Here is a 21,681-nt window from a genome sequence, read left to right as displayed (position 1 = left end):
CCGGTCCGTATGAACGACCTATGTCGATTCTGCCTCACCGTACGGTACGGAGAAGACCGATTGCCCCGGATGTACGACGCCGGGCGCGCGCCGGGCGCCGCCCCTCGTGGACGCGTCAGCCTCGCAGATCGACCAGGAGCGGCGGCGCGTACTCCCCTTGTACGTCCGTCAGGGAGAGCACGGCGTGCCCCGGCGGCACGCCGTGCGCCAGCTCCGACGCCGACCAGCGCTCGCGCTCGACCTGGCGGACGGTGACGGCGCGGGCGGTCGGGGCGTTGCCGGTGATGACACGGCGCAGCATGTGCACCGTTTTGCCGAGCGGGGTCTCGGCGATGATCTGCCGGTCGGTGACATCGCGCGCCTCGGTCCACTCCTTGCCCCAGACCTCCGCGAAGTCCTGCCCGTCCCACGGGGTGACACCGGAGAGCGCCATGCGGCAGCCGATCGCGCCGAGCAGCGGGGTGCGCAGCGGCCGGGGTACGTCGTCGAGCGTACGCAAGGTCATGACGACGCCCGCGTTGGCGGACCGCAGGCGCTGGACGCGGCGTACGGACTCCGGGGTGACCGTGCCGGAGGCGTCGTCCAGGAGGAGGCAGGCGAAGAGCGAGCGGTCCTCGCGCACGGTGGCGCTCGCCGTGAACTGGGCGAGGACGAGGCGGGCGAGGATGCGCGAGGCGTCGGCGTGGCCGCGTTCGGGGAGGTCGACCCGTACCCGTACGGGGTGGTCGAGCGCCCGCAGCGAGAACGGGGTGCTCTGCCCCGACGTGTCGAAGAACGCCGCGAAGGCCGGGCGGTCGAGCAGGGCGATGCGGTCGGCGAGGACCGCGCCCGGGTCACCGGGGTGGCCCACCTGCCGCTCGCGCGCGTCGAGTTCGCGCAGCATGGCCTCCTGCCCGGACTCCCGCAGCGCCTGGCGCAGCAGGCCGAGCGGCCCGGCCGAACCGTCGAGCAGGGCGCGCAGCTCCGGCACGGACGGGAAGCGCCGGTGGACGGCGAAGTAGGGGCCGAGGAGCTGGGCCAGGCAGGTCGTGGAGCGGCGGCTGTCGCCGCTGGGGTGCGGGTCGACGAGGTCGCCGACGAGGGCCTCGGCGAGCACGGCGGCGGCCTCGTCGGGGTCGTTGGTGCCGCCGTACAGGTCGAGGTCGTACTCGGAGTCGGGGTGGCCGACCCGCACCACCACGTCGTAGTCCTCGGCGGGCCCGAGCCCCGCGCCCGCGGCCCCGACGACGACCACGGCGGCCTCCCCGGCGAGCGCGCCCAGGCACAGCGACTCGGCGAGCGGCCACACCACGCGGCCGGTCTTCCCCGACCCGGCGGGCCCGACGGCGAGCAGCGAGGTGCCGATCAGGTCGGGTCCGAGCGCGAGCCCGGTGCCCCGATAGGCGTACGGGTTGCGCGGGTCGTCGGCCGTCGTCCCGAGGCGCACCTGCGCCGTGGCGAGGTCATGGCGCGCGGCCCGCGCGGGCAGGTCCCGGTCCCCGGAGGGGTGCGGGCAGGCGCGGGCCCCGTCGCGGACGACCGTGTCGCTGAAGACGGCCAGCGGGCTGCGGCCCGCCCGCACGGACCGCCAGGCCCGCGAGATCCGGGCGTGGTCCACGTCCCGCATCAGCCCGGCGCGCGCGTCGGCGGCCAGCCGCTCGGCTGCGGCCTCCGCGCCCGCGGCCCTCAGCTGGGGCCAGTGGGCGGGGTCCTCCTCGGGGGCGGGCGGCGCCGGGGGCGCTTCGGGGCGGCGGAGGCGGGGGGCGACGAAGCGCCGCCAGACCTCGGCCCAGCGGCCGAGCCTGCCGACCGCGATCATGAGGGCGAGCGCGATGAGGGTGTAGTAGATGTACCAGACGACGGCGTTGCCGACCCTGTCGCCCGTGTAGATCCAGGAGTCGGGCAGCAACAGCTCCAGAGGCAGCACCCACCACCCGCCGAGATAGCCGTTCCACAGCAGCGACCAGAGCAGCCATCCCACGAGGAACGCGATCAGCGCCCCGCTCAGCAGCTGCCGCGTCGGCACGACCTCGGGCTCCTGCGCGGGCCGCGGCTTGTGCCCGAACCGCCAGATGCCGGGGGCCGCGGCGGGCCTGGGCGTGCGCAGCCAGGCGAGGAAGGCGGCGCCGTCGGGCAGCGGCGGCGCGCCCGGGGCCTGCGCGGGCCTCGGCGGGAGCCCTGCCGGTGCTTGCGGTGCTTGCTGTGGCCCTGCCGGTGCTTGCTGTGGCCCTGTCTGCGGCGCGAGGGAGCCGGGTGGAGGCGCCGCGGGACGCGGCACCGGTGTGGCGTGCGTGCCACGAGCGTCGTGCGTGCCGTCGGAGTCCATGCCCCTTGCCCCCTGACCAGCCGATCTGTTGTTTCGCGGGTCAATCTAGTGCCCTGACCCCGCCAGTTCACCGGCATACGCGCCCGGGGCTATGTCCATCACGGACAACCGCCACACCGAACGACTCCCCGATGGAGCATGCCCGCACCCTTGCCCCGCCCCTAACCTGCGAAGAAAACAGCGAAGCATCCGCATTGCCCCCCGAGTCATCCCCAGGAGCCCCCCATGAGCGCACTTCCGCAGGAGCGCCGCCTCGTCACCGCCATCCCCGGTCCGAAGTCGCAGGAGCTGCAGGCCCGACGTACCGCCGTGGTCGCCGGTGGCGTGGGCTCCGTGCTGCCCGTCTTCACCGCCCGCGCGGGCGGTGGCATCATCGAGGACGTCGACGGCAACCGTCTGATCGACTTCGGCTCCGGCATCGCCGTGACGTCCGTCGGCGCCTCCGCCGAGGCCGTGGTGCGCCGGGCCTCCGCGCAACTCCAGGACTTCACGCACACCTGTTTCATGGTCACGCCGTACGAGGGGTACGTGGCCGTCGCCGAGGCGCTCGCCGAGCTGACGCCGGGCGACCACGAGAAGAAGTCGGCGCTGTTCAACTCCGGCGCCGAGGCCGTCGAGAACGCCGTCAAGATCGCCCGTGCGTACACCAAGCGCCAGGCCGTCGTCGTCTTCGACCACGGCTACCACGGCCGTACGAACCTCACGATGGCGCTGACCGCCAAGAACATGCCGTACAAGCACGGCTTCGGCCCGTTCGCCCCCGAGGTCTACCGCGTTCCGGTCGCCTACGGCTACCGCTGGCCGACCGGCGCCGAGAACGCCGGTCCGGAGGCCGCCAAGCAGGCCATCGACCAGATCGGCAAGCAGGTCGGCGCGGAGAACGTCGCCGCGATCATCATCGAGCCGGTACTCGGCGAGGGCGGCTTCATCGAGCCCGCGAAGGGCTTCCTGCCCGAGATCGTGAAGTTCGCGAACGACAACGGCATCGTCTTCGTGGCGGACGAGATCCAGTCCGGCTTCTGCCGCACCGGCCAGTGGTTCGCCTGCGAGGACGAGGGCATCGTCCCCGACCTGATCACCACGGCCAAGGGCATCGCGGGCGGCCTGCCGCTCGCCGCCGTCACCGGCCGCGCCGAGATCATGGACGCCCCGCACGCGGGCGGCCTCGGCGGCACCTACGGCGGCAACCCGGTGGCCTGCGCCGGTGCGCTCGGCGCCATCGAGACGATGAAGGAGCTCGACCTCAACGCCAAGGCGAAGGCGATCGAGTCGACGATGAAGGCCCGCCTGACCGCGATGGCCGAGAAGTTCGACATCATCGGCGACATCCGCGGCCGTGGCGCGATGATCGCCATCGAGCTGGTCAAGGACCGTACGACCAAGGAGCCGAACCCGGCGGCGACCGCCGCGCTGGCCAAGGCGTGCCACGCGGAGGGCCTGCTGGTCCTGACCTGCGGCACGTACGGCAACGTCCTGCGCTTCCTGCCGCCGCTGGTCATCGGCGACGACCTGCTGAACGAGGGCCTGGACATCATCGAGGGCGCCTTCGCCGGCGTCTGAGGGGCTGCCCGGAGGGTGACCGTCAGGCCATGTGAAGAAGGTGTGCGAGCCCCATGACGGGTTGCCGATGTACCTGTTCCGGCCACCACCACCTGCCGTACGGTTTCTGCAGATGAGAGAAACACCCCGCCCACAGGGGACTGTGGGCGATACCAGGGCGGAGCCTCCCCAGCCCCGCTCCGGCCGTGCCTTCGCGCACACACCCGGAGCTTCCGGCTCCGGAATTCCTCACCGATCGGACGGCCGCCCGCCCCAAACCCCCCGGGGCGCGCGGCGACCCGGTCCTTCCGGCCGTCTCGGAACCACCCCCCCTGTTCCGAGGCGGCCGCCCCTCCTCCTCCCCCTGTGCGCGCTGCTTCTCACGCTCCTCACCTGGCAGGTCGTCGTCGACGGGCCGCTGCGGCGGGTCGACGAGCGTGCGGGGCGGGCCGTCGTGGGCGGCCGTCTGCCGGGCCGCGTCGCCGAGTTCCTCGCCGACCTCGGCAACCTCACGGTCGCCGGGCCTGCGCTCGCCGTCGTCCTCGCGTACGTGGCCTGGCGCGGGCATCGCGCCGGTACGTTCCGCTGGTGGGCGGCCCCGGTGGCCGCCGCCGTCGCCATGGCCCTGGTGCCCGCCCTCGTCGTCCCGTTCAAGGCGGCCGTCGACCGGCCGGGACCGCCGGGCATGGGCGGTCACGACGGCTTCTACCCCTCGGGGCACGCGGCGACGGCCGCCGTCGCGTACGGAGCGGCCGTGCTGCTTCTGCTTCCACTGCTGCGGGGCGCGTACGGCCGGCGTGCGCTGCTCATCGGGTGTGCGCTGTTGAACGTCGCCGTCGGCTTCGGCCTCGTACGGCGGGGGTACCACTGGCCACTGGACGTCGTCGCCTCCTGGCTGCTGTGCGGGATGCTGCTTCGGGTGATGGTGGGCGTGGTCGGGCGGTGCGGCGGCAGGGCGCCGGCCGAGGAGTAGTGGCTCACAGCTCCGCGGCCCCTGCCCCGGCCTCTCGCGCGAGGCCCGCCGCCGCCTCGTGCATCGCCAGTTCGAGCAGTACGGGGTCCGTCAGGGTGCCCGAGCCGTCCGGGGGGACCAGCCAGCGGACGGCGCCCGTGGTCCGGCCCGGGTGGGGCACGACGATCCAGGCGCCGCGGCCGACGCCGCGTACGCCCGAGCCGAGCCAGCGGGCGGCCGTGCCCGGCGGCACGAAGAACCCCGTACGGGAGTCCCCGAAGTCGGCGAGCACCGGCCCGGGGCGGTCGGCGCAGTCGGTCAGCACGTGGAGCGTGCAGTGGCCGAGGTCGCCGGGGAGGATCAGGACGTCCCAGCGCCGGCCCGCCGGCAGGAGCGCGACGCCGCGCGGGTCGCGCTCCCACTCCCAGCGGCAGGCGTCCGGGTCCGGCGCCACCGACGCGAGCCATTCGACCGCCGACCTCGCTCCCGAGCCAGTCATGCCGGACCTCCCTCTGCTGTGTGCCGCGTGTGCGTGCCACAGGTGAGAGGGGCTCGGGGCCGGGGCATTACGCGGGTTCGTGCGACTTGCCCCCGATCGGCTGTCGAATACTCCGGTTCAGCTGTCGAAGCCCAGGCCCAGCTTGTCCATCGTCTTGAGCCAGAGGTTCCGCTTGCCGCCGTTGGCGTCGGAGCGGGCGAGCGACCACTTGGTCAGCGCCACACCCGTCCAGGCGAACGGCTCCGGCGGGAACGGCAGCGGCTTCGTACGGACCATCTCCAGGCTCGTACGTTCCGTGCGCTCTCCGGAGAGCAGGTCCAGCATGACGTCGGCGCCGAACCGCGTGGCCCCGACACCCAGACCGGTGTAGCCCGCCGCGTACGCGACGCGGCCCTTGTGCGCCGTGCCGAAGAACGCCGAGAACCGCGAGCACGTGTCGATCGCGCCGCCCCACGCGTGCGTGAAGCGGACCCCCTCCAGCTGCGGGAAGCAGGTGAAGAAGTGCCCGGCGAGCTTCGCGTACGTCTCGGGGCGGTCGTCGTACTCGGCGCGCACCTTCCCGCCGAACGGATAGATCGCGTCGTAACCGCCCCACAGGACGCGGTTGTCGGCGGAGAGCCGGAAGTAGTGGAACTGGTTGGCGCTGTCGCCGAGCCCCTGCCGGTTCCGCCAGCCGATCGCGGCCAGCTGGTCGTCGGTCAGCGGCTCGGTCATCAGCGCGTAGTCGTAGACCGGGACGGTGTACGAGCGGATGCGCTTCACCAACGAGGGGAAGATGTTCGTGGCGAGCGCCACCTGGCGGGCGAAGACCCTGCCGTACGGCGTGCGGATCGCCATCCCCCCGCCTACGGAGGCCAGTTCGAGGGCCGGCGTGTGCTCGTAGACGCGTACGCCCTTCTCCAGGCAGGCCCGCTTCAGGCCCCACGCCAGCTTCGCCGGGTGCAGCATGGCGACGCCGTCGCGGTCCCAGAGGCCGCCGAGGAAGGTGGGCGAGTCGACCTGCTCGCGCACGGCGTCCGCGTCGAGGAGTTCGGCGCTCCCGGCCAGGCCGTGGGCGGACATCTCCTCGTACATCTCGTGGAGTTCGGCCACCTGGTGCGGCTCGGTGGCCACGTCGATCTCGCCGGTGCGCTCGAAGTCGCAGTCGATGGCGTACCGCTTGACGGCCGCCTCGATCTCGTCGAGGTTGCGGGCGCCCAGCTCCTCCAGCTTCTCGATCTCGCCCGGCCAGCGGGACAGGCCGTTGGAGATGCCGTGCGTGAGGGAGGCGGCGCAGAAGCCGCCGTTGCGGCCGGAGGCGGCCCAGCCCGCCTCCCTGCCCTCGACGAGGACCACCTCGCGGCGCGGGTCGCGCTCCTTGGCGATGAGCGCGGTCCACAGACCGCTGTAGCCGCCGCCGACGACGAGGAGGTCGCAGCGGTCGTCGCCGGTGAGGGCGGGCTCGGGGGCGGGCCTGCCGGGGTCGTCCAGCCAGTACGAGACCGGCTGGGCGTCGGAGAGAGACTTGGTCCAACGGGTCATGGCGCTTGGGGCCATGATTTCCACTCCTTCAGAGAATCGCGGGGATTACTGGGTTACTGGGATCACCGGGATCACCGGGGCTGCTTGTTGCGGCGTTTGCCGATGAGCATTCCGGCCAGTACGAGCAGCACCGCGACGAGGAACATCGCCGTACCGATCACATTGATCTGAACGGGCGTGCCCCGCTGTGCCGATCCCCAGACGAACATGGGGAACGTCACAGTCGAGCCCGCGTTGAAATTCGTGATGATGAAATCGTCGAAGGAGAGCGCGAAGGCGAGCAGCGCGCCCGCCGCGATCCCCGGCGCCGCGATCGGCAGCGTGACCCTCAGGAAGGTCTGCACGGGACCGGCGTAGAGGTCCTGCGCGGCCTGTTCCAGGCGGGGGTCCATCGACATGACGCGCGCCTTGACGGCGGTCACCACGAAGCTGAGGCAGAACATGATGTGGGCGATGAGGACCGTCCAGAAACCCAGCTGCGCGCCCATGTTGAGGAACAGCGTGAGCAGCGAGGCGGCCATGACGACCTCGGGCATCGCCATCGGCAGGAAGATCAGCGAGTTGATCGCGCCGCGCGCCCGGAAGCGGTAGCGCACGAGGGCGAAGGCGATCATCGTGCCGAGCACGGTCGCGCCGATCGTCGCCCAGGTGGCGATCTGCAGGCTCAGGGAGAGCGATCCGCACATGTCGGCGACGCCGCAGGGGTTCTGCCACGCGTCGAGCGAGAATTCCTGCCAGGAGTAATTGAAGCGCCCCTTCGGCTTGTTGAAGGAGAACACCGTGACGACGACGTTCGGCAGGAGCAGATAGGCGAGCGTGCACAGGCCCGCGATGACGACGAGATTGCGCCGCAGCCAGCGTACAAGGGCCATCAGACGAGATCCTCCGTCCCCGACTTGCGGATGTAGAAGGTCACCATGAGGAGGATGGCGGCCATGAGGATGAAGGAGAGGGCGGCCGCCGTCGGATAGTCCAGGATGCGCAGGAACTGCGTCTGGATGACGTTGCCGACCATGCGGGTGTCGGTCGACCCGAGCAGATCCGCGTTCACGTAGTCGCCCGCCGCCGGGATGAAGGTCAGCAGCGTGCCGGAGACGACGCCCGGCATGGAGAGCGGGAACGTCACCTTCCGGAAGGTCGTGGACGGTCTGGCGTAGAGGTCGCCGGCGGCCTCGTGCAGCCGCCCGTCGATGCGCTCCAGCGAGGTGTAGAGCGGCAGGATCATGAAAGGCAGGAAGTTGTACGTGAGTCCGCAGATCACCGCCAGTGGTGTGGCGAGGACCCGGTCGCCCGCCGTGACGCCGAGCCAGCTGGTGACGTCCAGGACGTGCAGGGAGTTGAGGGCGCCCACGACGGGGCCGCCGTCCGCGAGGATCGTCTTCCAGGCCAGCGTACGGATGAGGAAGCTGGTGAAGAACGGGGCGATGACCAGGACGAGGATGACGTTGCGCCAGCGGCCCGCGCGGAACGCGATGAGGTACGCGAGCGGATAGCCGAGGAGCAGGCACAGGACCGTGGCGGCACCGGCGTAGAGCACCGAGCGCAGGAACTGCGGCCAGTAGTCGGTCAGCGCGTCCCAGTAGGTGGCGAAGTGCCAGGTGACCTTGAAGCCCTCTTCGAGCGACCCGGTCTGTACGGAGGTCGACGCCTGGTAGACCAGCGGCAGCGCGAAGAAGACGATCAGCCAGAGGATGCCGGGGAGCAGCAGCCAGTAGGGGACGAGGCGGCCGCGCCCGCGGACCTTGCGCGGGGGCGTCTCCTCCGGGGCGGGCGCCTCGGGGGGCGGCGCGTCGGTGACGGTCGTCATGCGGAGGCGTCCTCCTCGACCTTCTCGACGCCCGCCTCGATGTCCTGTGCGGCATCGAGGCCGAAGGTGTGCGCGGGGTTCCAGTGCAGGACGACCTCGGCGCCCGGGGCGAGGCGGCTGTCGCGTTCGATGTTCTGCGCGTACACCTCGAAGGAGGGGCAGACCGGGCTGTGGACGACGTACTGCGTCGATACGCCGATGAAACTGCTGTCGGCGATGCGTCCGGTGATGCGGTTGCGGCCCTCGGGTATCCGCCCCGCGTCGTCGGCGTGCGTGAGGGAGATCTTCTCGGGCCGTACGCCGACCAGGACCTTGCCGCCGGTCGTGGTGGGGCCGGTACATCGGGCGGTGGGCAGCGTCAGCTTGCAGTCGCCCGCCTTGAGGACCAGGTCGTCGCCGGTCACCGCGGCGACCTCGGCCTCGATGAAGTTGGAGGTGCCGAGGAAGTTGGCGACGAACGTGGTCCGCGGGTTCTCGTAGAGGTCGGCGGGGGCGCCGAGCTGTTCGACGCGGCCGCCGTTCATCACGGCGACGGTGTCGGCCATCGTCATGGCCTCCTCCTGGTCGTGCGTGACGTGCACGAAGGTGATGCCGACCTCGGTCTGGATGCGCTTGAGCTCCAGCTGCATCTGGCGGCGCAGCTTCAGGTCGAGGGCGCCGAGCGGCTCGTCGAGGAGGAGCACCTTGGGGTGGTTGATGAGCGCGCGGGCGACGGCGACGCGCTGCTGCTGGCCGCCGGAGAGCTGGTGCGGCTTCTTGCGGGCCTGCTCACCGAGCTGGACGAGGTCGAGCATCTCGCCGACCTGCGTCTTGACGGACTTGATGCCACGGCGGCGCAGGCCGAAGGCGACGTTCTCGAAGATGTCCAGGTGCGGGAAGAGCGCGTACGACTGGAAGACGGTGTTCACGGGCCGCTTGTACGGCGGCAGGGCCGTGACGTCCTGGTCGCCGAGGTGGACCGTGCCGGAGCTCGGCTCCTCCAGGCCGGCGATCATGCGGAGTGTGGTGGTCTTGCCGCAGCCGGACGCGCCGAGCAGCGCGAAGAAGGAGCCCTGCGGCACGGTGAGGTCGAGCGGGTGCACGGCGGTGAAGGAGCCGTACGTCTTGCTGATCCCGGAGAGGCGGACGTCGCCGCCGGTTTCCTGAGCAGTCGTCATGGTGGGTCCAGGGGAATCGAGGGGGGACAAGGGCGCCTCTGAAAGGGGCACAGGGAGCGGCGCGGCCGCTACACGCCGGTGAGCTTCGCGAACTTCTCCTCGTACGCGGTCTCTTCCTTCGGAGTCAGCGAGCGGAACGCCCGGGACTTCGCCTTCATCTCCTTGTCGGGAAGGATCAAGGGATTCGACGCGGCGTCGGCGTCGATCTTCGCGAGAGCGCCCCGTACCCCGTCCACCGGACACACGTAGTTGATGTACGCGGCGAGGCGGGCCGCCGGCTCCGGCTCGTAGTAGTAGTCGATGAGCCGCTCGGCGTTGGACTTGTGCCGCGATTTGTTGGGGACGAGCAGGTTGTCCGTGGACGTGATGTAGCCCTGGTCCGGGATGTGGAAGCCGATGTCCGGGTTGTCGGCCTGGAGCTGCACGATGTCGCCGGCCCAGCCGAGGCAGGCGGCGATGTCGCCCTTGGCGAGGTCCGATGTGTAGTCGTTGCCGGTGAAGCGGCGGATCTGCTTCCTGTCGACGGCCTTCTGGAGGCGGGCGATGGCCGCGTCGAAGTCGTCGTCGGTGAAGTCCCCGGGGTCCTTGTCCATGTCGATGAGCGTCATGCCGACGGTGTCGCGCATCTCGGAGAGGAACCCGACGCGCCCCTTCAGCTTCGGGTCCTCCAGCAGCTCCGACACCGAGGTGATCTTCTTCCCGCCGGTCGCCTTCTTGTTGTAGGCGATGACCGTGGAGATGCCGGTCCAGGGGTACGAGTAGGCCCGGCCCGGGTCCCAGTCGGGGTCGCGGAACTGGGACGACAGGTTGGTGTACGCGTGCGGCAGGTTGGCCGGGTCCAGTTTCTGGACCCACCCGAAACGGATGAGCCGGGCCGCGAGCCAGTCCGTGACGCAGATGAGGTCGCGGCCGGTCTCCTGGCCCGCGGCGAGCTGCGGCTTGATCTTCCCGAAGAACTCGACGTTGTCGTTGATGTCCTCGGTGTACTTGACCGTGATCCCGGTGCGCTTCGTGAACGCCTCCAGGGTGGGCCGCCTGTTCTCGTCCTTCTCGTCGACGTCCATGTACTCGGTCCAGTTGGAGAAGGTGATCCGCTTCTCCTTGGCCGAGTGGTCCTCGGACGAGACGTCGCCCTGGCCCTTGCCGGCCGCGGGGATGCCGCAGGCGCTCAAGACGCCGAGGCCGCCGACGGCGAGCGCGCCGCTCGTGGAGGCGCGCAGCAGGGAGCGGCGGGTCAGGGATCCCCTGCCGTTCCTCATGCCGCGGTGCATGGCGGCCAGCTGGGCCGGGGAGAGGGGGGCGGGCTCGTACTGCTCCATGCGCGTGGTTGCCCTTTCGGGAGGAAGGCGGCCGCTGGTCATGCGGCCTGTGGCCGGTGGGCCTGTGGGCTATCGGTCCCCGAAGATCGTGCGGTGCCAGTCCTTGCGGACCACCGCGGTGTTGTCGAACATGACGTGCTTGACCTGCGTGTACTCCTCGAATGAGTACGCGGACATGTCCTTGCCGTAGCCGGACGCCTTGTAGCCGCCGTGCGGCATCTCGCTGAGGATCGGGATGTGGTCGTTGACCCACACGCACCCGGCCTTGATCTCGCGGGTCGCGCGGCCCGCCCGGTACACGTCGCGGCTCCAGGCGGAGGCGGCGAGTCCGTAGGGGGTGTCGTTGGCGAGGCGGATGCCCTCGTCGTCGCTGTCGAAGGGCAGTACGACGAGGACGGGCCCGAAGATCTCGGACTGCACGATCTCGCTGTCCTGCGCGGCGTCCGCGATGAGGGTGGGCTTGTAGAAGGCGCCCGGGTGCGTGAGCGCCTCGCCGCCGGTCACCACGCGCGCGTAGGAGCGTGCCCGGTCGACGAAACCGGCGACGCGGTCGCGGTGCACGTGCGAGATGAGCGGCCCCATGTCGGTGCTCGGGTCGAACGGGTCGCCGAGCCGCACGCTCTCCATGAGGTCGGCGACGCCCTCCACGAAGGCGTCGTACAGCGGACGCTGGACGTACGCGCGCGTGGCGGCCGTGCAGTCCTGTCCGGAGTTGATGAGCGAGCCGGCGACCGCGCCGTGCACGGCGGCGTCGAGGTCGGCGTCGTCGAACACGACGAAGGGCGCCTTGCCGCCGAGCTCCAGGTGCAGCCGCTTGACGGTGGCGGTGGCGATCTCGGCGACGCGCTTGCCGACGCCGGTGGACCCGGTGAAGGACGTCATGGCGACGTCGGGATGCCCGACGAGATGCTCACCGGCGTCGCGCCCGGCGCCGGTGACGATGTTGACGACACCGTCCGGAATTCCGGCCTCGGTGGCGGCCTGCGCGAAGAGGAGCGAGGTGAGGGGGGTCAGCTCGGCGGGCTTCAGCACGATGGTGTTGCCGGCCGCGATCGCCGGCAGGACCTTCCAGGCGGCCATCTGGAGCGGGTAGTTCCAGGGCGCGATGGACCCGACGACGCCGATGGGCTCACGGCGTACGTACGAGGTGTGGTCCCCGGTGTACTCCCCGGCCGACTGTCCCTGGAGATGCCGGGCCGCGCCCGCGAAGAACGCGGTGTTGTCGACCGTCCCCGGGACGTCGAACTCCCGGCTCAGCTTGATCGGCTTGCCGCACTGCACCGACTCGGCCTGCGCGAACTCCTCGGCCCGGTCGGCCAGTACGCCCGCGAAGCGGTGCATGGCGTCGGAGCGCTCGCCCGGGGTGGCGCCGGCCCAGCCGGAGAACGCCTCGGCCGCCGCGGCGACGGCGGCGTCGACGTCGTCTCTTCCGGCCAGTTCGTACGAGAGGACCTCGTCGGCGGTGGCGGGGTCCACGACCGCGTGGGTCCGGCCCGAGGTTCCCTTGGTCAGCCGCCCGGCGATGTACTGCGCGCCGTCCGCGAAGTGGTCCCGCGCCTGGAATTTGTGCATGACGCTCTCCTCCGCCGCCCTCCCCGTCCCGCAGGGGTCGGCGTAGCTCCAGATCGATTTGAGTGCCGATCCTGACAGAGCAGTGATAGTCCAACAAGTGATTCCGTTGTTGCCTTTTGGTTACGCGACGGAATCTGTCGACCAGGTGTCGAGTCGTCCGCGAAAAGCCAGGACGGAGTGTCAGTGGTGCGTGCCGGACTCGCGTGCGTAGGTGGCCTCGCCGGCGCTGACCAGACCCGTCTCGTAGGCGACGATGACCGCCTGGACGCGGTCACGGAGTCCGAGTTTGGCGAGGATGCGGGCGACATGTGTCTTGACGGTCGCCTCGGCCAGGTGGAGGCGGGTGGCCAGTTCGGCGTTGCTCAGTCCGCGGGCCAGCAGGCCGAGGACCTCCAGTTCGCGCGGGGTGAGCGAGGCGAGGTCACGGTGGAGGGCAGCGGTGTCGCCGCCGCGCTGCGTGAACCGCTGCACGAGGCGGCGCGTGATGGCGGGCGCGAGGAGAGCGTCGCCGGTACGGACCGTGCGGACGGCCGCCGTCAGGTGCTCGGGGGTGACGTCCTTGAGGAGGAAGCCGCTGGCCCCGGCGGACAGGGCCGCGTAGACGTACCGGTCGAGGTCGAAGGTGGTCAGGATGATGACGCGGGGTGTCTCGCGGGCGCCGGTGAGGATGCGACGGGTGGCCTCCAGGCCGTCCATCTCGGGCATCCGGACGTCCATCAGGACCACGTCGGGCCGTGTGCGGCGGGCCGCTTCGACCGCTTCGGTCCCGTTGGTCGCCTCGGCGACGACATCGATGCCGTCCGCGCCGAGGATCAGCCGGAATCCGGTGCGCACCAGCGTCTGGTCGTCGGCGAGGAGCACACGCGGCGGCGGCTCGGTCACGGTGTCTCCAAGGGGATCAGGGCCTCCACACGGTAGCCACCGGTCAGGCGCCGGCCGGTGCTCAGGGTTCCGTCGTGGACGGCGAGGCGCTCACGCAGCCCGATCAGGCCCCGGCCGTCTCCGGTCGGCGTGCCCGCGCCCGGGTGTCCACCGGTGTCGGTGACCTCCACCCGGAGCCGTTCCGCGCCGTACTCGACGCTCACGGCGGCGGTGGCGCCCGACGCGTGCTTCACGGTGTTGGTGAGGGCTTCCTGGACCACGCGGTAGGCGGCGAGTTCGAGGCCGGGCGGGAGGGGACGGGGCGGGCCCGTCACGGTCAGGCCGACGGGCAGTCCGGCGTCCCGGACCCGTCCGACCAGCGTTTCCAGCTGGTCCAGGCCGGGTTGCGGGGCCAGCTCCGCCGCACCGGCCGGATCCGCGCCTTCGTCCGTCCCCTCGCCTTCGTCGGCCATGGTCAGCAGTCCCATGACGTGGCGCAGCTCGGTCATGGCCGCACGCCCGCCCGCCTCGACGGCGAGCAGCGCCTCACCGGCCTGCTCGGGGGACGTCTTCATGATCTTGCGGGCGGCGCCCGCCTGAATGATCATCACGCTGACGTTGTGCGTGACGACGTCGTGCAGTTCGCGGGCGATCCTGGCCCGCTCCTGCTCGACGGCCCGGCGCAGCGCGTCGGCCTGCTCGCGTTCCAGGGCGGAGAGCCGGGTGCGGCCCTGGTCGGTACGGAGTTTCCAGGTACGCAGGCCGACGGCGGCCACGGCCATCGGAACCAGGATCAGCAGGGCGATGTACTGGTTGGGGACGATCGGTGTCACCGAGTTCCCCGACGTGCCGACCAGGACGACCGACACCGGCAGCGCCGCCAGGGTCGCCACCCGGTACGGGCTGTACACGGCGGCGCCGTAGACGGCGATGACGAACGCGTAGAAGGTCAGCCGCATGACGCTCGGCGGTGTCGCCAGTGTCGCGGCCGTCACGACGCACAGCACGGCGAGCGGGTAGCGGCGGCGCAGCGCCAGGGCCCCCGAGGCGATGGCCGCGAGGGTCACCATGAGGGCAAGGCCGCCGGGCCCTGCCGGGCGCGGCACGGCGCGCTCCACGCCGGGCGCGATCTCACGCACCACGACGTTGTCGGCGTTGTCGATGCCGTAGTAGACGGTGGCGATCCCGAGTGCCAGTGCCACCAGCGCGTCGAAGTGCCAGGCGCGCCGGGTGGGCCGCAGCGGTGGACCGCTCGGAAGCCCGGCGTCGCGGACCGCCCGGCGGGCGGCTTCCCGTAGCCGCTCCAGCGTCGTACGTACGTCCGTCACCGGTTCATTGTCACCGCCGCACGGACCCGCGGAGTCCGTCCCGGTGGTCATTTCGACCGCACCGCATACATCACCCGCCTACATCGCAGGGATGACGTTTCCGGGTCTCATCCCGGCGCGGTACCGCGATGGGTCCGGGCGGGCGATGCGTGCGGGCCGGGCCCGCTCCTAGCGTTCACGCAGCCCGACTGCCCGTGCTGCCTGTACCCGAGGAGCCTTCATGACCGTGCCGGTGATCGAACTGCGCGAGGTGAGCCGTCGATACGACGACGGCCCGCCCGCCCTGCACGAGGTGTCGCTGACCGTGCGGCCCGGCGAGGCCGTCGCGGTCCTCGGCCCTTCCGGCAGCGGCAAGTCCACGCTGCTCCATCTGATCGCGGGCCTGGACCGGCCCGATACGGGGACCGTCACCGTGGACGGGGTACGGGTGGACCGGCTGGGCGAGGCCGGGTCCGCGCTCTACCGGCGGTCCAAGGTCGGCATGGTCTTCCAGTTCTTCAACCTGCTCGACGATCTGACCGTCGCCGACAATGTCGCCCTGCCCGCGCGCCTGGCGGGTATGGCACGTGGCGCGGCGCACCGCCGGACGGCGGAACTCCTGGAGCTCCTCGCCATCGACCGGCACGCCCGCGCCTACCCGGGGCGGCTGTCCGGCGGCGAGCGGCAGCGCGTCGCGGTGGCCCGGGCGTTGATGAACCGGCCCGCGCTGCTCCTGGCCGACGAGCCGACCGGCGCCCTGGACACGGCCGCCGGACGGGACGTCAGCAGGCTGCTCACCGACCTCAACGCCGAGGGCCAGACCATCGTCGTGGTCACCCACGACCTCGCTCTGGCACGGTCCTGCACGAACCGTACGGTCCGGATCGCCGACGGCCGGATCACCGAGGACGTCCGGTCGCAGGCGGAGACCGTCACGTCGGAGGCCGTCCGATGAGCGCGCTGGGCAACGTGGTGCGATCGGGAGTGGGGCGGCGCCGGGTGCAGACGCTGGTGATCGGGCTCGCCACGATGATGGCGGTGGCCGCCTCCGTCCTCTGCGGATCGCTGCTCGTGGTCTCCGGCGCGCCCTTCGCCGACGCCTTCGCCGAGCAGCACGGCGCGCATCTGTCCGTGCAGTTCGACGCGGGCAAGGTGACTGCCGGGCAGCTGTCGAAGTCCAAGGACGCCGAGGGGGTGAGCGGTGCGGCCGGGCCGTTCCGTACGGCGACGGTCACCCCGCGGGCGGACGGCAGACCCGGGTGGCCGATGACCGTGGTCGGCCGGGGCGATCCCGGCCGGGGCGTGGACGAGGTGACACTGCTCGACGGGCGGTGGCCCACGCGCTCCGGCGAGACCGTGCTGTCCGCCGACTCCTCGCTCTTCCCGACCATGGGCATGAAGATCGCCTTCCCCGAGCTGTCCGGCGGTCCGACGCTGACGGTGGTCGGTGTGGCCCGCTCGGTCACGCGGACCGCTGACGCCTGGGTGGTTCCGTCCCAGATGGCGGCGCTCACCGCGCCCGGCGGCGGCGGCCACCAGATGCTCTACCGCTTCACCGACGCGGGCACCGCCGCGCGGATCACCGCGGGCCGCGCGGCCGTGACGGAGTCCCTGCCGCCGGGAGCGGCCATCGGCGATCAGTCATGGCTCACCGTCAAGAAGTCCGCCGAGCGCGACACCGCCCTCTACGTCCCGTTCCTCATCGCGTTCGGCGCCCTGGGCCTGGTCATGTCGGTGCTCATCGTCGGCAACGTCGTCGCGTCGGCCGTCGGCACGGGGACGCGCCGCATCGGCGTCCTCAAGGCCGTCGGCTTCACCCCGGCCCAGGTCGTGCGGGCCTACGTGGGCCAGGCGCTGATCCCGGCCGCCGCCGGCACGGCCCTCGGTGTCCTCGCCGGCCATCTGTTCGCCGTCCCCGTACTGGCCGAGACCGAGGAGATCTACGGTTCCTCGTCCCTGGCCATCGCCCCCTGGGTCGACCTGGCGGTGATCGCCGGGGTGCTCGGCCTGGTGGCGGCGACGGCGTGGGCCAGTGCCTGGCGGGCCGGCCGGCTGCGTACGGTCGACGCGCTCGCCGTCGGGCGTACCGCTTCGGCGGGGCACGGCCGGTGGGCGGCCCGCCTGGCCGGACGGCTGCCGTTGCCGCAGCCGGTCGCCCTGGGCCTGGCGCGGCCGTTCGCGCGGCCCGCCCGCGCGCTGGCCATGGGCACGGCGATCCTGTTCGGTGCCATCGCCGTCACGTTCACCGTGGGGATGGGCGCCTCGCTCGGCCAGGTGATGAAGGCCAAGGCCCATGACGCCGCCGATGTCGTCGTGCCCGCGCCGCTGCCGGACTTCGGCCCCCGAGGACCCGGCGCGGGCCCAGACCCCGGCCCCGGCACCGGCACCGGCACCGGCACCGGCACCGGCTCCGAGAAGCCGACCGAGGTCGATCCCGCCGCGGTCGCCGCGGCCATCGAGGCCGCCGACGGAACCGGCAAGTACTACAGCGCCGCGACGGTACGGGCGACCGTGTCCGGCCTGACCGGCACCGTCGACGTGATCGCCTTCACCGGTGACGCCTCCTGGGGCGGCTACACCATGGTGTCGGGCCGCTGGATCGACAGGCCCGGCGAGGCCGTGGTCCCGACCCCCTTCCTGGCCGCCACCGGCACCCGCGTCGGCGACACCGTCACCCTGAACGGCCTGGCCGAGCCCGTCACGGTCCGGATCGTCGGTGAGGTCCTCGACCCCCGCAACGACGGCATGCAGGTCTTCACCGACACCTCGGCCCTCACGGCCGCACAGCCCGATCTGACGGAGACGAGCCATCACATCGCGGTCACGCCGGACACCGACGTCACCGGCTACGTCGACGCGCTGAACAGGGACCTGGCATCACTGGGGGCCGCCGCCCAGGTCGGCGGGCCCGACGCCGGCAGCGACATGGTCGTCACGCTCAACGCCCTGTCCCTGACCCTCACGCTGATGCTCGTCGCCGTCGCCGCGCTCGGCGTGCTGAACGGCGTACTGCTCGACACGCGCGAGCGCGTCCGGGAGATCGGTGTCCACAAGGCTGTCGGCATGACCCCCCGGCAGACCGTCGCGATGGTGCTCACCTCGGTCGTCGTGACCGGCCTCGCCGCGGGCGCTCTGGGCGTGCCGCTCGGCGTGGCCCTGCACGGCCGGGTCCTCCCCGCGATGGGCGACAGCGTGGGGCTCCGCCTGCCCGATGCCGTCATCGCCGTCTACGACGGGGTCGAGCTGCTCGCGCTCGCGCTCGGTGGCCTGCTCATCGCCACCGCGGGTGCGCTCCTGCCCGCCGGCTGGGCCGCCAGGGCCCGAACCGCCACGGCATTGCGCACCGAATAGCAGTCGGGCTGCGTTGTCGCACACTCCGGGAGCGCAGCCCCCGCGTCGGTCTCGTCGTCCGGCATCGCGATCAGGACCACCAGCAGGGCCACGCCCAGCACGATGCCGGCCGCCCCGCAGATGATCCCCGCCAGGGCCTGGCCCCCGTTCGTCGCCTCGCCGCGCCGCGCCTTCGCACGCCCCACCGCGCCGAAGATCACCGCGAGGATGCCGAGCACGATGGCCAGCGGCCACAGGCAGAAGCCGACCGTCGCGATGACCCCCAGGATCAGCCCGGCGACCCCCATGCCGTTCGCGGGCGCCATCGGCATGGCGGGCCAGCCGTAACCAGGCATCCCCTGCGCCGGGTGACCGGGATGGCCCGGGTAGCCCGGATGTCCCTGATAGTTCACGTATCCCGGGTGCCCCAGCTGCCCCGCGTATCCCTCGTACCCATAAGGCATCCGCCCCGGCCCGTCCGGTGAAAGCGGAGGCGGCGGCACCGGCTCCCCCGGCGCCGCGAGGGGATGGACGACCCCCGAGGGCCCGGTCCCAGGCGGCGAGGCCCAAGGGCCCGGCCGCACCGGCGGCACCGCGTCCTCCGGCGGCGGAGCCCACGGGTCCCGCTCCAGCGGCTCTCGCGGCTCCCGCGGCGCGCCCCCGCCGGCCGGCGCCGTGTCGTCGTCTGATCCGGCGGGCATGACGGTCTCCTCTTCCATACGTTCCGTCATGCTACGGCCCCCGCTTTGCCCGCGCCGACCGCGGCCTACGATGATCCCCGACCCGTCGATCAGCCGATCAAGTCCGTTCCTGGGGAGGAAACCGTGACCGAGCAGCAGCCCGCAGCCGCGACAGCCAGAGACCCGCACGCCTTCATCGCCGGACTGCCCAAGGCGGAACTGCACGTGCACCACGTCGGTTCGGCCTCCCCCCGCATCGTCTCCGAACTGGCCGCGCGGCACCCCGACTCCGCGGTGCCGACCGACCCCGAGGCGCTCGCCGACTACTTCACGTTCACGGACTTCGCGCACTTCATCAAGGTCTATCTGTCCGTCGTGGACCTGATCCGCACCCCGGACGACGTACGCCTGCTCACCTATGAGGTGGCCCGCGACATGGCCCGGCAGAACGTGCGCTACGCCGAGCTGACCATCACCCCGTACTCCTCCGTCCGCCGCGGCATCGACGACCGCGCCTTCATGGACGCCATCGAGGACGCCCGCAAGGCCGCCGAGGAGGAGTTCGGCACCGTACTGCGCTGGTGCTTCGACATCCCCGGCGAGGCCGGGCTCGTGTCGGCCGAGGAGACGCTCCGGCTCGCCACCACCGACAAGCTGCGCCCCGAGGGCCTGGTCTCCTTCGGGCTCGGCGGCCCCGAGATCGGCGTGCCGCGCCCGCAGTTCAAGCCCTACTTCGACCAGGCCATCGCGGCCGGACTGCACTCGGTGCCGCACGCGGGCGAGACGACCGGGCCCGAGACCGTCTGGGACGCCCTGCTCCACCTGGGCGCCGAGCGCATCGGCCACGGCACGACCTCCGCCCAGGACCCGAAGCTGCTCGCCCACCTCGCCGAGCACCGGATCCCGCTGGAGGTCTGCCCGACCTCGAACATCGCGACGCGCGCGGTGCGCACCCTCGACGAGCACCCGGTCAAGCAGTTCGTCGAGGCCGGGGTGATCGTGACGATCAACTCCGACGACCCGCCGATGTTCGGCACCGACCTCAACGCCGAGTACGCGGTGGCGGCATGCCTCCTCGGCCTCGACGAGCGCGGCATCGCGGCCCTCGCGAAGAACGCCGTGGAGGCCTCCTTCCTCGACCCGGCCGGCAAGGCGCGCGTCGCCGACGAGATCGACACGTACACGGAGACGTGGCTCGCCCCGTAACCCGGCACGGCACCACAATGGGGCCATGCGCACCGTGACAGCTGTGGCCCACCGAGGCGATCCCTACCGCGTCCGCGAGAACACCGTCCCGTCCCTGCGCTCCGCGTTCGAACGGGGCGCGGACGTGGTGGAGGTCGACGTCCGGCTGAGCGGCGACGGCGTACCCGTACTGCTCCACGACTCGACGCTCAAGCGCCTGTGGGGGTACGAACGTCCGCTCGGCGTCCTGTCCCGCGCCGAGCTGGACGGCCTCACCGAAGGCGGAGTGCCGACGCTCGAAGCGGCCCTCGCGGCCACGGAGGGGCACCGGGTCATGATCGACCTGCCGGGTGCGACACACGACGCCGTACGTACGGTCGTCGGGGTCGTCGCGGAGTGCGGGGCCGCCGAGCGCGTGTACTACTGCGCGGGCGGGCAGACGATGCTCGCCGTACGCGACGCCGATCCGGCCGCGGAGATCGCACTGACCTGGACGACCCTGGCCCCGCCCCGCCGTGTGCTCCTCGACGCGGTGAAGCCGCGCTGGCTCAACTACCGCTTTCCGCTGGTCGACCGCGAACTCGCTTTCCACGCGCACCGCGAGGGCTTCCTCGTCTCGGTGTGGACGCCCGACACCCGCCGCTCGATGCGCCGTCTGATCGACGCGGGCGTCGACGCGATCACCACCAACCGCATCGACGTCCTGGATGCGCTGCGCACGTCCTGCACGTCCTGAACCATCGGGGTACCCGTGCCGGATGGGAGAGATCGGCGAGATTCTGGTGGGGACCTGTTCGTGGACGGACCGCACGCTGCTGGCCAGTGGCTGGTATCCGCGGGGGTACAAGGACGCCGAGGGGCGGCTGCGGCACTACGCGGGCCGTTTCCCGATCGTGGAAGTCGACGCGAGCTATTACGCGCTGCCCAGCAGCCGCACCTGCCGACTGTGGGCTGACCGCACACCGGACGGCTTCCGCTTCGACGTGAAGGCGTTCTCCCTGCTCACCGGCCACCCGACCCGGCAGGCCGCGCTGCCGCCCGACCTGCGCGACCGGCCGTCGGGGCCCGCCCTGCTCGACGAGGTGTGGAACCGCTTCGCCGAAGCGGTCGAGCCATTGCGTACGGCCGACCGGTTAGGGACCCTGCTGTTCCAGTTCCCGCCGTGGTTCGCCCCGGGCGCGCGGGCGGAGCGCTTCCTCGCCGAGTGCGCGGAACGCACCTCGGGCCGGCCGGTGGCCGTGGAGTTCCGGCACCCCGACTGGTGGCGCGCGGACCATCGGGCAAACACGGCGGGGCTCCTGACGCGGCTGGACGCCGCCGCCGTCGCGGTGGACGTGGCCCAGGGCCTGCCGGGCTCGCTGCCCCCGGACGCCCCCGTCACCGCGCGGCGGCACGCGGTGGTCCGCTTCCACGGCAGGAGCCCCGCCTGGGGCACCGGTTCCAAGGAGGACCGCTTCCGCCACACGTACACGGCGGCGGAACTCTCCGAGTGGCTCCCCCGCATCCGCGCCATGGCCGAGCGGGCCGCCGAGGTGCACGTCCTGTTCAACAACTGCTGCGGCGACGCGGCCGTCCGCGCCGCGGAGTCGATGAGGAGCCTCCTGGAGCGGGAGGGACTATTGACGGCAGACGGGAGCCCCTAGGGGG

The 21,681-nt window shown here is 71.8% G+C and carries 17 protein-coding genes; 7 read left to right on the top strand and 10 right to left on the bottom strand.

The window, feature by feature from the left end:
* Positions 1-115: 115 nt before the first annotated feature.
* Complete coding sequence (locus ACWDZ7_RS29460; RefSeq protein WP_451801113.1) at positions 116-2,305, bottom strand: ATP-binding protein; 2,190 nt, start codon at positions 2,303-2,305, stop codon at positions 116-118.
* A 225-nt stretch (positions 2,306-2,530) separates the two neighbouring features.
* Between ACWDZ7_RS29460 and gabT the strand changes: the two genes are divergently transcribed.
* Positions 2,531-3,865: a 4-aminobutyrate--2-oxoglutarate transaminase gene (gene gabT, locus ACWDZ7_RS29455; RefSeq protein WP_451801111.1), complete on the top strand. Its 1,335-nt coding sequence runs from the start codon at positions 2,531-2,533 to the stop codon at positions 3,863-3,865.
* Positions 3,866-4,298: 433 nt separating this feature from the next.
* Positions 4,299-4,817 carry a phosphatase PAP2 family protein gene (locus ACWDZ7_RS29450; protein WP_451801110.1) on the top strand — a complete coding sequence of 173 codons (519 nt, stop codon included), beginning with the start codon at positions 4,299-4,301 and terminating at the stop codon, positions 4,815-4,817.
* 4 nt (positions 4,818-4,821) lie between these two features.
* On the opposite strand, the gene ACWDZ7_RS29445 is transcribed toward ACWDZ7_RS29450, so the two are convergent.
* From ACWDZ7_RS29445 to ACWDZ7_RS29405, 9 genes are all read right to left on the bottom strand, one after another.
* A complete protein-coding gene (locus ACWDZ7_RS29445; protein WP_451801109.1) occupies positions 4,822-5,295 on the bottom strand; it encodes a hypothetical protein in 474 nt (157 codons plus the stop codon).
* Between the two features lie 117 nt (positions 5,296-5,412).
* The gene (locus ACWDZ7_RS29440; RefSeq protein ID WP_451801108.1) at positions 5,413-6,831 is read right to left on the bottom strand and encodes an NAD(P)/FAD-dependent oxidoreductase; all 1,419 of its coding nucleotides are present in this window, start codon (positions 6,829-6,831) and stop codon (positions 5,413-5,415) included.
* 56 nt (positions 6,832-6,887) lie between these two features.
* On the bottom strand, positions 6,888-7,688 hold the full coding sequence (locus ACWDZ7_RS29435) for an ABC transporter permease (protein ID WP_451801107.1): 801 nt from the start codon (positions 7,686-7,688) through the stop codon (positions 6,888-6,890).
* A complete protein-coding gene (locus tag ACWDZ7_RS29430) occupies positions 7,688-8,623 on the bottom strand; it encodes an ABC transporter permease (protein ID WP_451801106.1) in 936 nt (311 codons plus the stop codon). The genes ACWDZ7_RS29435 and ACWDZ7_RS29430 overlap by 1 nt, the downstream gene beginning before the upstream one ends.
* Entirely contained in the window at positions 8,620-9,780 is a 1,161-nt protein-coding gene (locus ACWDZ7_RS29425) for an ABC transporter ATP-binding protein (protein ID WP_451801104.1), read from the bottom strand. The genes ACWDZ7_RS29430 and ACWDZ7_RS29425 overlap by 4 nt, the downstream gene beginning before the upstream one ends.
* A gap of 68 nt (positions 9,781-9,848) precedes the next feature.
* Positions 9,849-11,099, bottom strand: a complete 1,251-nt coding sequence (locus ACWDZ7_RS29420; RefSeq protein ID WP_451801102.1) for an ABC transporter substrate-binding protein — start codon at positions 11,097-11,099, stop codon at positions 9,849-9,851.
* A 69-nt stretch (positions 11,100-11,168) separates the two neighbouring features.
* A complete protein-coding gene (locus ACWDZ7_RS29415; RefSeq protein WP_451801101.1) occupies positions 11,169-12,671 on the bottom strand; it encodes a gamma-aminobutyraldehyde dehydrogenase in 1,503 nt (500 codons plus the stop codon).
* A gap of 180 nt (positions 12,672-12,851) precedes the next feature.
* Complete coding sequence (locus ACWDZ7_RS29410; RefSeq protein WP_451801100.1) at positions 12,852-13,553, bottom strand: response regulator; 702 nt, start codon at positions 13,551-13,553, stop codon at positions 12,852-12,854.
* A complete protein-coding gene (locus ACWDZ7_RS29405) occupies positions 13,550-14,911 on the bottom strand; it encodes a sensor histidine kinase (RefSeq protein ID WP_451801099.1) in 1,362 nt (453 codons plus the stop codon). The genes ACWDZ7_RS29410 and ACWDZ7_RS29405 overlap by 4 nt, the downstream gene beginning before the upstream one ends.
* Positions 14,912-15,080: 169 nt before the next feature.
* Between ACWDZ7_RS29405 and ACWDZ7_RS29400 the strand changes: the two genes are divergently transcribed.
* From ACWDZ7_RS29400 to ACWDZ7_RS29380, 5 genes are all read left to right on the top strand, one after another.
* Positions 15,081-15,794 (top strand): ABC transporter ATP-binding protein, encoded by a 714-nt coding sequence (locus ACWDZ7_RS29400; protein ID WP_451801097.1) that lies wholly within the window; start codon positions 15,081-15,083, stop codon positions 15,792-15,794.
* Positions 15,791-18,190 carry an ABC transporter permease gene (locus tag ACWDZ7_RS29395; protein ID WP_451801096.1) on the top strand — a complete coding sequence of 800 codons (2,400 nt, stop codon included), beginning with the start codon at positions 15,791-15,793 and terminating at the stop codon, positions 18,188-18,190. Before ACWDZ7_RS29400 ends, ACWDZ7_RS29395 begins: the two co-directional genes overlap by 4 nt.
* Before the next feature lie 803 nt (positions 18,191-18,993).
* Positions 18,994-20,055 carry an adenosine deaminase gene (locus tag ACWDZ7_RS29390; RefSeq protein ID WP_451801095.1) on the top strand — a complete coding sequence of 354 codons (1,062 nt, stop codon included), beginning with the start codon at positions 18,994-18,996 and terminating at the stop codon, positions 20,053-20,055.
* A 25-nt stretch (positions 20,056-20,080) separates the two neighbouring features.
* Positions 20,081-20,770, top strand: coding sequence for a glycerophosphodiester phosphodiesterase (locus ACWDZ7_RS29385; protein ID WP_451801093.1), 690 nt, complete (start codon positions 20,081-20,083; stop codon positions 20,768-20,770).
* 31 nt (positions 20,771-20,801) lie between these two features.
* Entirely contained in the window at positions 20,802-21,677 is an 876-nt protein-coding gene (locus tag ACWDZ7_RS29380) for a DUF72 domain-containing protein (RefSeq protein ID WP_451801126.1), read from the top strand.
* The last annotated feature ends 4 nt before the right edge of the window (positions 21,678-21,681 follow it).

This window comes from Streptomyces sp. NPDC003032, assembly GCF_053591415.1.
The sequence above is the reverse complement of the archived record's forward strand: the minus strand, read 5'-3'. Positions and strand labels throughout refer to the sequence as shown.